The following is a 13,156-nucleotide window of genomic DNA, read 5'->3' on the forward strand; positions in this document are numbered from 1 at the left end:
CATATCAGCAGGACGGGCAAGGGGAAGCTATGTTTTCGTGGCTTGTCGAAACGGCAACGGTCTTTGTCGATGGTTTTGACACGTGAAGCCGCTAGCCGCTGTTACGCAGCGCGGTTGCAATGGCGTTAATCGTCAACTGAATGCCTTCACCAATCCGTTCATCGCCTTCACCCGCGCGGTGGCGTTTCATCAGTTCAATCTGCAGCAGGTTGAGCGGTTCAATATAAGGCAAGCGCAGGCGTATCGAATTGTTGAGCGCAGGGTTGGCCTCAAGCACATAGCCTTGCCCTGTGGCATCGAGCAAGCTGTCGCGTGACGCCTGCCAGCCGCCTTTGATGCGACCGAATATATCGCGCGCCAGCGCCTGATCTTCAACTAAGCCAGCATAATGCGCGGCGATACCCATGTCGGATTTGGCCAGCACCATTTCCATATTGGCAAGGATCGTCTGGAAATAGGACCATTCCTCCGCCATCGCACGCAGCAAGCCTTTGTCCGCAAAACCGACCAGCGCTTGCCCCGTGCCATACCAGCCAGGCAGCATGACGCGCGCCTGCGCCCATGAAAACACCCAGGGGATGGCGCGCAAATCTTCAATCGCGTCCGACGCCGTGCGGCTTGACGGGCGCGACCCGATTTTCAACGTCGCAATCTCGTTAATCGGTGTCATTTGCCTGAAAAATGTCCGGAAACCCAGCGTGTCATACACAAGCCCGCGATAATGTTGAAAGGCGCTGGCCGAAAGCTCTGCCATCGCCGCCTTGAACCGCTTCACATCCGCATCGGCAATCGGATCGCTGGATAATGTTGCCAACATCGCGGCGGACGCCATGGTTTCAAGGCTGGTGACGGCATTATCGACTGTGCCATATTTGGCGGCGATGACTTCGCCTTGTTCAGTAATGCGGATGCGTCCCTGCACCGTGCCCTTGGGCTGCGCGAGGATCGCGCCAAAGGCCGAACCGCCGCCCCGACCCACCGCGCCGCCGCGCCCGTGAAACAATTGCATGGCGATATTGGCCTCAGCAAAAATGGCTGCAAGCGCGCGTGATGCTTCATATAGCTCCCATGTAGAGGTCAGGTAACCACCATCCTTATTCGAATCGGAATAGCCAATCATCACTTCCTGATGCCCGCGCGCCTGAGCCAATGCGCGCATCAACGGGATTTTGAAAAATGCGCGCATCGTTTCAGGCGCGGCCTGCAAATCGGCGATGGTTTCGAACAAGGGCACGGACATGATCGTCGCCTGCGGTGTGCCGTCGTCTTCCACATGATATAGCCCCGCCTGTTTCAGCAGGACATAGACCTCCAGCATGTCGGACACGCTGGTCGTCTTGCTGATATTATAGGTGGTGATCGCCGCCCGTCCAAAATCGCCTTGCGCCTTTGCCGCGGCGCGGATGATTGCCAGTTCTTTTGCGGTCTCTTCACTATATTGCGTCCACGCGCCGGCCAACGGGCGATTATGCGAGAGTTCCGCCACGAGCAAATCCACGCGCGCTGCCTCATCAAGCTTCAGATAGTCAGGCGCGACCCGCGCAGTGCGGAACAGCTCGGCAATGACACGCTCATGCACGTCACTATTTTGGCGCAAATCGAGTGTCGCCAAATGGAAACCAAATATTTCGACCGACCGGATCAGCCGCGATAGCGCGCCGCCGGTGGACAGTGCGCCGTCGCCATCACTGGCAAGACCAGACGCCACCGTAACAAGGTCTCTCCGCAGCTCTTCAGGGGTGCTATAAGCCGCGCCAGACAGCTTGGATGGGCGCGGGGGCTGGTCGCCCAGTAATTTGACATGCGTAGCAGCCAGCCGCGCATATATGCCCGACAGCGCACGCCTGTATGGTTCGTCCGCACGGCTTGCTGCGGTATCGCCACTGGCCTCAGCAAGCACGCGCACAGCTTCGGGCGTATCGCTCATGAACGAAGAAATCGAAATCTCCGCGCCAAGACTGTGGATGCTTTCAAGATAGTGCCGGATTGCGGTGCCGCCATTACGCGCGACCGCATATTGCAGTGTTTCGGCATCAACAAACGGATTGCCGTCGCGATCGCCGCCAATCCAACTGCCGAGCTTAACAAAACCGGGCGGCCTGCTGCCAAGCGCCTTTTCCCAGCCGGCATATAATTTGGGCAACGCCGTCAGGAATACTTCCTGCATGGTGGCGCGGGCATTTTCAATCTCATCGGCGACGAACAGCTTCTCCCGCCGCAAGGGCCGCGTCTGCCACAGTAGGGCAATTTGCCGGTAGATCGCGGCGTCCACATCATCGCCATCCTCGGTGACCTTTTGTCCTTGGTCCCGCAACGTCATCAACCGTGCGATGCGGTTCTTATGATCAATGATGCTTTTGCGCCGCACTTCGGTCGGATGCGCGGTGAGCACAGGAACAATCAGGCTGTGCGCAAGCATCTCCCTAATTTCTGTCAGCGGCACACCCTCGGCCACAAGCCTTGCGCAGGCTTCGGAAACCGTTGCGCCATCTTCATGCGCAAGGCCTTGCCGGTCCTCCGCCAAATTCGCCAGAAGCGAGAATAGCATGAAGCCGCGCACGAAATTAAGCGTGTCATCAAGGCTCAGCGCCCCCAGTCCACGATCGCTCGAATCGGCGCCCTCTATTTTGCGAAAGCGGTCAACGCTGGTGGATCGGATATATTCAGTCTGCCGGAATAATTGTTCACCGCCATAAGCGCGAATGACATCCCCCAGCATCTTGCCGAGAAAGCGGATGTCGGGATTTTGCGAAATGGCTTGTGTGTTTTGACCGTTCATGCGCCGATTAGTGCACATGGGCATCCCAGGCGCAAGCCAATCCACACGCCTTCATGGGTGAATAGCTATTCCCCAATCACCTTCGAAAGCCTTGCGATTTCTGCATTTTGTTCTGCGACCTCATCCATAATGGGTCGCTGCGCCTTAGTCAGAAGCGCGGCAAGGCCCACGTCGGTCGCGCCGGCCTCAGCAATCATCCCGTCAAAGTCACGCAAGGCAGCCACCGAATCGGAGCGCATTTGGTCGAGCCGTGACAGCATAAGATGCGCGTTCACCCACGCCTCGCTACCCGGAGCCGTGCCTGCCGCCTTTGCCACCGTCGCCTGCACCGCTGGCAAGCCGCGCAGATAAGCGCCATGCGCCGCTGTGTGTCGTACGTGCAGCGCATCGGCTTTTGCCGCGAGTTCACCCGATAAAATAGATGGCGCAACTGCCGGCTCAATCGCTGCCTCGATGGGCGCAGCCGATTCGTAACTCCGGCGCTCAAGCGAGGGAAATCCGCCCTCTTTCGTGCCACATGCGGCAAGGATAAAGAGCAGAAGCAACGGCGATGCAGGCTTGAAATTCAACATATCCGCCGTCTAAGCCTGCTCGAAGGCGCATGCAAGCGCATCTCAATGGCGGTGCAGGCGGCATCATAAGCGCCAAAACGCTGGATTATACGTTGACATAGATATTTGCTTGCACTAGCTGCGCCCATTCTTGCGTGACCCTGTTGAGATTCGTCTTCGCTATGTCACGCGCCTGAGCAACCCGCCCTTATAAGGCGCTAAGCTGTAGAAACGGATGAGTTAAAGCCATGTTCGCAATCGTGCGCACAGGCGGCAAGCAATATCGCGTCGCCGCCGGAGATAAAATCGCAGTTGAGAAACTGTCTGGTGAAGCGGGTGACAAGATCTCGCTTGGTGACATCCTTCTTGCCGGTGACGGTGACAAGGCGCAGGACGTGAACGGCTTGACCGTTTCAGCCGAAATCATTGCGCAAGAGCGCGGTGAAAAGGTTATCGTCTTTAAAAAGCGTCGCCGCCACAATTATCGCCGCAAGCAAGGTCATCGCCAGTCGTTGACACTTCTGCGCATCCTCGCCGTTGGTAAGGAAGATAAGAAGGCTGCTGCAACTGCTGCTCCTGCAAAGGAAGCCGCACCCAAGAAAGCCGCTGCGCCCAAAAAGGCTGCAGCCCCTAAGGAAGCTTGAGCGGCAACGCTCTGACGTAGGAGTTTAGACCATGGCACATAAAAAAGCAGGTGGTTCGTCACGCAACGGTCGCGATTCAGCAGGCCGTCGTCTTGGCGTGAAGAAGTTCGGTGGCGAAAGCGTCATTGGCGGTAACATCATCGTTCGTCAGCGCGGTACCAAGGTATATCCTGGTTCGGGCGTTGGCCTTGGCAAAGACCACACATTGTTCGCGCTCGTCGAAGGCCGCGTGCGATTCCATGCTGGTAAACTTGGCCGCAAATATGTGTCGGTCGATATGCCAGCGATGGCTGCCGAATAAACAGGACAATCGATACCGGGTTGTCCAGACGGATGACCCGGAAATCATCTCAGGTGGTTTCCACCTTTGAACAGGGAGACGGGTCAACCGATCTCCCTTTCTTTTTGTCTCATTCTCCCTGTTCTCAGCCTCCTGCGGAGGAACTGTAACATAGCTGTCGCGTTGTCGTGCGAGGGGCGGCGCAGAACCGGAGAGAAGAGATGTTCGCGAGAACGGAAAGATTATTGTTACGGCCAAGCTGGCCCGAGGATGCAGCCGAATTGCATCGGGCGATTGCCGATGAAGCCATCGTCCGCAACCTTGCGCGCGCGCCTTGGCCCTATACTGCCGACGATGCGGCGCAATTTGCGACGCAGGCGCATGACGCACTTTATCCTAGCTTTTTACTCATGCTGCGTACCCATGGCGCCCCTCGCCTCATCGGTGCGTGTGGTCTTGGCAATTATGACGGTGGTACCGAATTGGGTTATTGGATATCACGGCCTTATTGGGGCCTTGGCTTTGCAACCGAGGCCAGCCGCGCCGTGATCAGTATCGCCAAAGCCATTGGCCATAAAAAGCTTATCGCCAGCCACTTCACCGACAATCCCGCGTCAGGCAATGTGCTGCGTAAGCTCGGCTTTCAAAACACCGGCAAGACGTCCGTACGGCACAGCAACGGCCGCAGCGCAGCCATGACATGCGCTTTATATGAAAAGGCACTGGATCGCGCAGGCGCAGAACCCGCCATCAAGCAACGAGCACCCATGCGCAATATCCGCGCGCAAATGGAGGGGCTACAGGCAGCTTAGTGGGCTATTATTGTATGCGTCGAGTGCACGAAGTTACCGATACCATCCCTGTATTTTGCAACACACTTGGATATGTCCGTAAATTGGCGTAGCGTTGTAAAACTATCGGGGGGTAGCGAAGAATATGGCAACACAGGCGCCTAAGATTATCGATTTCAAAGATATCGGCATACCGCGCCGATTAAGTCCGGAGGCGAGCCGTATGGCGGCGCTTGAGGCGGCGCGCGACTTGTTGCTTGAGGCAGGGCCGCAAGCCGTCACGTTAAAAGCCGTCGCCGGACAAATCGGTCGAACCCATGCCAATTTGCTGCATCATTTTGGGTCCGCATCTGGGCTCCAGCGCGCGCTGGCCGCGTATATGGGCGAAAATATCTGTAGCAAGGTCGCTGAGGCCGTTGCCCAAATGCGTGGTGGGGTGGTGACGCCGCACGAGTTAGCCGATTTAATCTTTGACCAATTCGACCGCGAGGGTGCGGGCGCGCTCGCCTCGTGGATGCTGCTATCCGGAAATGAAGACGCGCTCGACCCGATTGTCGAGGCGATCCACAAGCTGGTGGATGAAATTGCCGAAGACGGCCACGCCGACACGTCGCTGCATGAGCTGACGCTTGAGATGGTGTTGATGGCGCTCGGCGATGCGTTATTGGGCGGGCCATTGTCGGCGGCACTTGGCTTGCCGCGCGCAGCGGGACGACAGATTGCTGGCCGAAAGCTGGCGGCTGCATTCGATGAGATGCAGGCGCAGTTAAAGCCTTAGGCTGGGGTTCCGTAATATTGCCGATACCAGTCGGCAAACTTTTGCAGGCCTTCGGCCAGCATGACCTTTGGCTTGTACCCCGTGAGCGCATGTAGCTTCGATACATCGGCATAGGTCGCGGTGACATCGCCCAGTTGCATGGGGCGCATAATCTTCACTGCCTCTCGTCCAATCACCTTTTCGAGAGTCTCAATCATGTCCATCAGGCCAACCGGATGGCTGTCGCCAATGTTGAGGACCCTGTGCTCCCCGCGTGCGGGCGGATGGTCGAGTGACCCGATAATCCCGTCAACAATGTCATCAATATAGGTGAAATCGCGCGCCATTTGCCCATTGCCGTAAACCTCAATCGCCTCGCCGCGCAGGATTTTCTGCGTGAAGCTGAAATAGGCCATGTCGGGCCGCCCCCATGGCCCGTAGACGGTGAAGAAGCGCAGGCCAGTCTGTGGAAAGCCATAGAGCTTGGCATAAGACTGGCTCATCAACTCACATGCGCGCTTGGTCGCAGCATAAAGCGATACAGGGTCATTGGCGGGCTCATCTTCTTTAAAGCCTGCGCCACCCATCGGCTTGTCGCCATAGACCGAACTCGAAGAGGCGTAGACGAGATGTTCAAAGCCCTCAGCGTGCCGACACGCCTCCATCACCGATAAGTGACCCGCCAAGTTCGAGCGCTCATAGGCAAAGGGGTTCTCTATGCTATAGCGGACGCCCGCCTGCGCCGCGAGATGGACAACGCGCACGATTTTATTGTCGCGAATTAGTGCTTTCATCTTGTCGGCATCGGCGATGTCGAGGCGTTCAAAGGCGAAGCTGTTTATCCCGGCAAAGGTCGCGAGCCGCGATTCTTTCAAGGCGGGGTCATAATAGTCATTCACGATGTCGACGCCAATGACGCGCTCGCCGCGCGCGAGAAGCCGGTGCGCCACCGCGTGGCCGATAAAGCCTGCAGCACCAGTTACAAGGATGGGAGTCGACATATCAAACACTATCCTCAGCTAAAAAAGCAAAATCCGCGCAAAGCCGTAGCCTGCGAAGAACTGTATTAGCGCCTAAATCGCCACATTATCGATCAACCGCGTATTGCCCATTTTGGCGGCCACCAAAAGACGTGCGGGCCTGCCGTCGAAATGGTGCAGTTCCTCTAAGGTTGCCGCATCCGCAAGGGCAAAATAATCCACCCGCGCAAAGCCGGCAGCAAGGATATCTGCTGAGGCCTTGGCAAGCGTTTGCCCGACATCGTCGCCAGCGCGGATCTGCGCCGCGGCCTGGCCCAATGCATATGGTAAAGCCAAAGCCGCCGCCCGTTCTTCAACCGTCAGATACGTATTGCGCGATGACAGAGCGAGGCCATCTGCGTCCCGCACAATTGGTACGCCCAATATCTCCAAAGCGAAGTCCAGGTCGCGGGCCATTTGCCGGATGACCGCCAGTTGTTGGAAATCCTTTTCCCCAAATAACGCAACATCGGGCTGAACCTGATTAAACAATTTGGCGACCACCAAAGCAACGCCGTCAAAATGCCCGGGCCGCGCGGCGCCGCAATAGGCATTGCTTGGGCCATCGACATGAACATGCGTTGCAAAGCCCGGCGGATAGACAATGTGCGCATGCGGCGCCCATAAAATGTCGACCCCCGCCGCGCGCAACAATTCAGCGTCCCGCGCCATCGTGCGGGGATAGGCGTCGAGGTCTTCATTCGGCCCAAATTGCGTCGGGTTAACGAAGATCGACACGACCACCGCATCGGCATGCCGCCGCGCCTCTTTGACCAGCATCATGTGACCGTCATGCAATGCACCCATGGTCGGGACCAAGGCGACGCGCCCCTTGGCATCACGCAGCGCTGAAATGTGCTGCCGCAATGCGTCAAGCTGATTGATGGTTTGCACGTCCACGTCGCCTTGTTTATTGGCCTTTGTTGAACTCGCCTATGCGGGAGGGTACAGCGACAATTCAAGGCAAATGTCGCCGCGCATCGTATTTGAGGCAAATTTGGGGGATTATGGCCAAGGCACATCACATCGTTTTTGCGAATGAAAAGGGCGGGACGGGCAAATCAACCACCGCAGTCCATGTCGCCATAGCTTTGGCGTCACGCGGCGCGCGGGTGGCGTGCATCGATTTGGATTCGCGCCAGCGCACCTTATACCGCTATCTGGAAAACCGGCGCGACACTATGATACGGCGCAAGGTCACTTTGCCAATGCCCGTGTTCGAAGTTTTCGAACATGATTCGCAGGCCACGTTGGAACGTCAGGTGGAGCGCCTGGGCGCCGAAAATGATTTCCTGGTGTTCGACACGCCGGGACGCGATGATCCTTATGCCCGCTTTGTTGCGACGCGCGCCAATACATTGGTCACCCCCATCAACGACAGCTTTGTTGATTTTGACCTGATTGGCCAAGTGGACGCCGAAAATTTCAAGGTGCGAAAGTTAAGCTTCTATGCGGAGCTTATCTGGGACGCACGCAAGCAGCGCGCCAAGGCCGATGGCGTCACCATCGACTGGGTCGTGGTTCGCAACCGCCTACACAATATGGAAGCGCGCAATCAGCAGCGCATGACCGACGCACTGACCGAATTATCCAAGCGCGTTGGTTTCCGTTCGGTGCCGGGCCTGAATGAACGCGTCATTTATCGTGAGCTGTTCCCGTCCGGCCTGACATTGATCGACAAGGGCCATCTGGGCCAGTTGGCGACCGCACATATTGTCGCGCGACAGGAATTGCGTGAACTGGTCACTGGGCTTGCCCTGCCCGACGTCGGTCAGCTGGCACTGGCATAATGGCGTTTCTGGCAATCTTGGTTTCTCTTGCCCTTGGCTGGGCCGTGTGGAGGGGCAAGCTACAAAAGCAACAATTGCTCCCCATTTTGCTGGGACTAGCCGGAGCATTTCTGGCGGCGCGGGGAAGCCTGCTGATAGGTATGCCGGCGATAGTGATAGCCGTCATCTGGTATCGTGGCCTGACTTTGCGGCTGTTCGGTTCACGCACCAAACAGGGTAAGGCGTCGGATATAGACGATGCCCGCTTCCTGCTGGGCGTGTCACGTTTTGACAATGCTGAACGGATACGCGAACGTCACCGCATCCTGATTGCGCAAAACCATCCAGACACGGGCGGCAGCGCCGAACGCGCCGCCGCATTGAACAAGGCGCGCGATCTTTTATTGGATGACTTGAATAATAAGCGGCTTTAACGCCCAACTTCTCTCCCGCAGTTACAGGACACTATATGGCCCATCATTTCCACCCGACCTCACTTCGTGAATATGACATTCGCGGCATTATTGGCGAAACTTTGGGCGCGGATGATGCTTATGCCATTGGTCGGGGGTTCGGCACCTGCCTCGTGCACGCTGGCGGTAAAAAGGCAGTGGTAGGCTATGACGGACGGGTAAGTTCGCCCATGCTTGAGGAAGCTTTGGTCAAGGGTCTCAACGACAGCGGCGTAGATGTGGTGCGCATCGGCATGGGGCCAACGCCCATGCTATATTATGCTGAGGCCGTATTGGATGATGTCGATGGCGGCATAGAAATAACCGGCAGTCATAACCCCGCCAATTATAATGGCTTCAAAATGGTCCTTATGGGCAAACCATTTTTTGGAGCAGATATTCAAAAAATTGGCCGCATGGCGTCGGCCAAGGAGTGGGTAAACGGTAATGGCACTTCGGAACAACGCGACATCCTCGACCAATATGTAGCCCGCGTGGCACAGGCTGCACCACAAAAGGCATTTCGCATCGGTTGGGATGCGGGTAACGGCGCGGCGGGACCGGCGATTGAAAAGCTGGTCAAGATGTTACCCGGAGAGCACCATCTCTTGTTCGTGGAAGTGGATGGCCAATTTCCCAATCATCACCCGGATCCCACCGACCCAGCGAATCTGGTCGATTTGCAGCGGCTTGTCGCGGAAAAGAAACTCGATTTTGGAGTGGCTTTTGACGGAGATGGTGACCGAATCGGTGCTATTGATGGCGAGGGCCGCGTAATCTGGGGCGACCAATTGCTACAAATCTATGCCGCAGATGTGCTGGGCGAAATCCCGGGAGCCACTATTATCGCCGATGTAAAGGCTTCACAGGCCTTGTTTGATCGTGTCAGCGCATTGTGTGGTCAGCCCATGATGTGGAAAACTGGCCACAGCCTGATTAAGTCCAAAATGAAAGAAACGGGCTCTCCACTTGCCGGTGAAATGAGCGGGCATATTTTCTTCAAGCATGAATATTATGGTTTTGACGATGCGATTTATGCTGCCGTCCGGCTGATGTCGGCATCGGCCAAGCTCGGCAAAAGCGTGACCGCGTTGCGCAGTGAAATGCCCGAGATGATCAACACCCCCGAAATGCGTTTCCAAGTCGATGAGAGCCGCAAATTTGCCGTGATTGACGAAGTGCTTGCCCGGTTGTCGGCAGATGGCGCGGATGTGAACAACACTGACGGTGCGCGTGTGAATACGCCCGATGGCTGGTGGCTGTTGCGCGCATCGAACACACAAGACGTGCTCGTCGCCCGCGCCGAGGCATCGTCCGAAGAAGGTCTCGAACGACTAATGGCGCAAATTGATGCGCAATTGGCGGCATCGGGACTGGAACGCGGAGAGACTGTCGGGCATTAGGGTCAGGGTCACTTAAATGCACCTTCGCGGCGTCAAAATGGCAAAGATATCGAAAGAAAATGTCCGCCGCAGGCAGTTATTCTACCTGCAAGGGCATTTTGCTTTGAGATCGAAGCCATTTTGGCGTCCTTCGGATTTGACCCATTATGTCCATTGCCACGTTGGCAAGCTTGGACTTAGAACCACTAAGCCCTGCGCTTACCGCCTTGCACTGAACATAATGGCCTCAAACCGCGCAGGTGCATTTAAGTGACCCTGACCCTAAGCCCATCGTGAACTTACCGCCCATCATTCTCGACTGGTTCGCCGCGCGCGGGTGGCAACCGCGACGGCATCAGTTGGAGATGATTGAGGCGGCACGCGATGGCCGGCATGCCCTTTTGGTGGCCGCGACGGGTGCAGGTAAAACGTTGGCTGGATTTTTGCCGAGCCTCAAGGATTTGATTGACGCTCCGTCAGACGGCCTTCACACACTCTATATCTCCCCGCTCAAAGCACTCGCGACCGACGTGCGCCGCAATCTGCTGATCCCTATCGAGGAAATGGGCCTGCCTATCCGCGTTGAGGCGCGGACGGGCGATACGCCGTCGGACCGCAAGGCACGGCAGCGGGTCAAGCCACCACATATATTGTTGACCACACCTGAATCTTTATCGTTGCTGCTCAGCCATGAAGACAGCGTGCACATGTTAGCCACGCTAAAAAGGGTCATTGTCGATGAGGTCCATGCTTTCGCCAATGGCAAACGGGGCGATTTGCTCAGCCTCTCGCTCGCGCGATTGCAAACGCTTGCGCCCAAACTGCAACGTGTGGCGCTTTCGGCGACCGTGGCCGATCCAGATGACTATCGCGCATGGCTCGCGCCTTATGGCGACATGGATCAGGTCCGCTTGGTGGAAGGGGAAACAGCGGCGGCGCCTGACCTGACGATTCTTTTGCCCGAGGGCCGCGTGCCATGGGCGGGGCATAGCGGGCATCATGCGATACCGCAGTTGATGGATGAAATCGGCCGCAACAAAATCACTTTGATATTCTGCAACACCCGCTTCCTTGCCGAATTTATCTTCCAGAAATTATGGGACGCGAATGAACAGAAATTTGCCATCGGCATTCACCACGGGTCGCTATCAGTGGAGGCGCGACGCAAGGTCGAGGGCGCGATGGCCGAAGGCAAATTGCGCGCCTTAGTCTGCACCGCCAGCCTTGATCTGGGCGTTGACTGGGGCAATGTCGACTGCGTCATTCAAATGGGCGCGCCCAAGGGTTCGTCGCGCTTGCTGCAACGTATTGGCCGGTCGAACCACCGCATGGACGAACCCAGTAAGGCCATTCTCGTCCCCGGCAATCGCTTCGAATATCTGGAGGCGCAGGCCGCCTTTGACGCGGTGACCGAAGGCGTCCGCGATGGTGAAACCTTCCGCCCCGGAAGCTATGATGTCTTGGCACAACATGTCATGGGGCTAGCCTGCGCAGGTCCATTTGACGAAGCTGAATTACTGGCGGAGATTCAATCGGCTTTGCCTTATTCGGGCGTTGATGCGGCAAGCTTTGCGCGCGTCATCGCCTTTATTGCAACGGGTGGATATGCACTCAAAGCCTATGACCGCTTTAAGAAATTGGTCAAAGACCCCGATGGTCGTTGGCGGTTATCACACCCGCAATTTGCTGCGCAGCATAGATTTAACGCGGGCATCATTGTCGATGCGCCGATGCTGGAAATCCGGTTCCGCAATGGCCGCAAATTGGGCAAGGTAGAGGAAACTTTCGCCGCAACGCTTAGCCCCGGCAACTGCTTCACCTTTGCCGGCATGGCGCTGGAGGTCGAATCGATCAAGGACCTCGACCTCATCGTCCGCGCGGCGACCAAGCCTGCAAATAATATCCCAAGCTACATGGGGGCACGCCTGCCGCTGACCACGCATCTCGCGGGCCGCGTGCGGCAGATGTTGACCGACAGGCCAGGCTGGGCCCGCTTTCCCGATGAAGTGCGCGAATGGTTGGAGATGCAAGCCTATCGTAGCCAAATCCCGAAGGCTGGACAATTGCTGGTCGAAACCTTCCCGCACGACAAACGATATTATATGGTGGCCTATCCGTTTGAAGGATGGAACGCGCACCAGTCGCTTGGCATGCTCATCACGCGGCGGATGGAGAGCCGTGGCCTGATGCCCATGGGTTTTGTGGCGAGCGATTATGCCTTGGGCGTGTGGAGCCTCAAACCCATCACAGATCCGCGGCCCTTATTTTCTGCCGACATATTGGCCGATGAATTTGTGGACTGGGTGGAGCAGAGCTACTTGCTTAAACGCGCCTTTCGCGAAGTGGCGGTGATCAGCGGGCTTGTCGAACGGCAACATCCCGGCAAGCGCAAGACGGGCCGGCAAGTCACCTTTTCCACCGACCTGATTTACGACGTGCTGCGTAAATATGAACCCGACCATCTATTGCTAGAGGCGGCATGGGCCGATGCGCGGGCGCGATTGACCGATGTCGGACGGCTCGGCGACTTACTGGACCGCGCCGCCGATACGATGCTGCACGTCGATCTGGAGCGTGTCAGCCCGCTGGCCGTGCCGTTGCTGGTGATGATTGGCCGCGAGAGTGTGGCGCAAGGGTCTGTGGACGACGCGTTGTTGATGGAGGCAGAGAGTTTGGCGAGTATAGCGATGACGCCGTGAACGCCTAAAGATTAGGCCAAAGGCAACTGCGCA

The 13,156-nt window shown here is 56.9% G+C and carries 12 protein-coding genes; 8 read left to right on the forward strand and 4 right to left on the reverse strand.

All coding sequences use genetic code 11. The features are described 5' to 3' along the window. Window positions 1–91 precede the first annotated feature (91 nt). Window positions 92–2,779 carry a phosphoenolpyruvate carboxylase gene (gene ppc / locus D7D48_RS10195; protein WP_125231333.1) on the reverse strand — a complete coding sequence of 896 codons (2,688 nt, stop codon included), beginning with the start codon at window positions 2,777–2,779 and terminating at the stop codon, window positions 92–94. A gap of 65 nt (window positions 2,780–2,844) precedes the next feature. Continuing rightward, complete coding sequence (locus D7D48_RS10200; RefSeq protein WP_125231334.1) at window positions 2,845–3,351, reverse strand: hypothetical protein; 507 nt, start codon at window positions 3,349–3,351, stop codon at window positions 2,845–2,847. A 227-nt stretch (window positions 3,352–3,578) separates the two neighbouring features. On the opposite strand from D7D48_RS10200, the gene rplU reads away from it, so the two are divergent. From rplU to D7D48_RS10220, 4 genes are all read left to right on the forward strand, one after another. Further along, window positions 3,579–3,974: a 50S ribosomal protein L21 gene (gene rplU / locus D7D48_RS10205; RefSeq protein WP_125231335.1), complete on the forward strand. Its 396-nt coding sequence runs from the start codon at window positions 3,579–3,581 to the stop codon at window positions 3,972–3,974. Between the two features lie 31 nt (window positions 3,975–4,005). Then, window positions 4,006–4,275, forward strand: a complete 270-nt coding sequence (gene rpmA / locus D7D48_RS10210) for a 50S ribosomal protein L27 (protein WP_068846053.1) — start codon at window positions 4,006–4,008, stop codon at window positions 4,273–4,275. 200 nt (window positions 4,276–4,475) lie between these two features. Next, window positions 4,476–5,066, forward strand: a complete 591-nt coding sequence (locus D7D48_RS10215) for a GNAT family N-acetyltransferase (protein ID WP_125231336.1) — start codon at window positions 4,476–4,478, stop codon at window positions 5,064–5,066. A 124-nt stretch (window positions 5,067–5,190) separates the two neighbouring features. After that, window positions 5,191–5,823, forward strand: coding sequence for a TetR/AcrR family transcriptional regulator (locus D7D48_RS10220; RefSeq protein ID WP_125231337.1), 633 nt, complete (start codon window positions 5,191–5,193; stop codon window positions 5,821–5,823). Here D7D48_RS10220 and D7D48_RS10225 read toward each other — a convergent pair. Next, window positions 5,820–6,803, reverse strand: a complete 984-nt coding sequence (locus D7D48_RS10225; protein WP_125231338.1) for an SDR family NAD(P)-dependent oxidoreductase — start codon at window positions 6,801–6,803, stop codon at window positions 5,820–5,822. The genes D7D48_RS10220 and D7D48_RS10225 overlap by 4 nt on opposite strands. Window positions 6,804–6,875: 72 nt before the next feature. Further along, window positions 6,876–7,715: a pantoate--beta-alanine ligase gene (panC, locus tag D7D48_RS10230; RefSeq protein ID WP_125231339.1), complete on the reverse strand. Its 840-nt coding sequence runs from the start codon at window positions 7,713–7,715 to the stop codon at window positions 6,876–6,878. Window positions 7,716–7,828: 113 nt separating this feature from the next. Between panC and D7D48_RS10235 the strand changes: the two genes are divergently transcribed. From D7D48_RS10235 to D7D48_RS10250, 4 genes are all read left to right on the forward strand, one after another. Further along, complete coding sequence (locus D7D48_RS10235) at window positions 7,829–8,611, forward strand: division plane positioning ATPase MipZ (RefSeq protein ID WP_125231340.1); 783 nt, start codon at window positions 7,829–7,831, stop codon at window positions 8,609–8,611. After that, the gene (locus D7D48_RS10240) at window positions 8,611–9,024 is read left to right on the forward strand and encodes a J domain-containing protein (RefSeq protein WP_125231341.1); all 414 of its coding nucleotides are present in this window, start codon (window positions 8,611–8,613) and stop codon (window positions 9,022–9,024) included. The genes D7D48_RS10235 and D7D48_RS10240 overlap by 1 nt, the downstream gene beginning before the upstream one ends. Window positions 9,025–9,059: 35 nt before the next feature. Beyond that, window positions 9,060–10,445, forward strand: a complete 1,386-nt coding sequence (gene pgmG / locus D7D48_RS10245; protein ID WP_125231342.1) for a phosphoglucomutase/phosphomannomutase PgmG — start codon at window positions 9,060–9,062, stop codon at window positions 10,443–10,445. Between the two features lie 239 nt (window positions 10,446–10,684). Beyond that, entirely contained in the window at window positions 10,685–13,123 is a 2,439-nt protein-coding gene (locus D7D48_RS10250) for a ligase-associated DNA damage response DEXH box helicase (protein WP_245964448.1), read from the forward strand. The last annotated feature ends 33 nt before the right edge of the window (window positions 13,124–13,156 follow it).

The organism is Sphingorhabdus wooponensis, assembly GCF_003933235.1.
In the GTDB taxonomy this organism is placed as follows: domain Bacteria; phylum Pseudomonadota; class Alphaproteobacteria; order Sphingomonadales; family Sphingomonadaceae; genus Sphingorhabdus_B; species Sphingorhabdus_B wooponensis.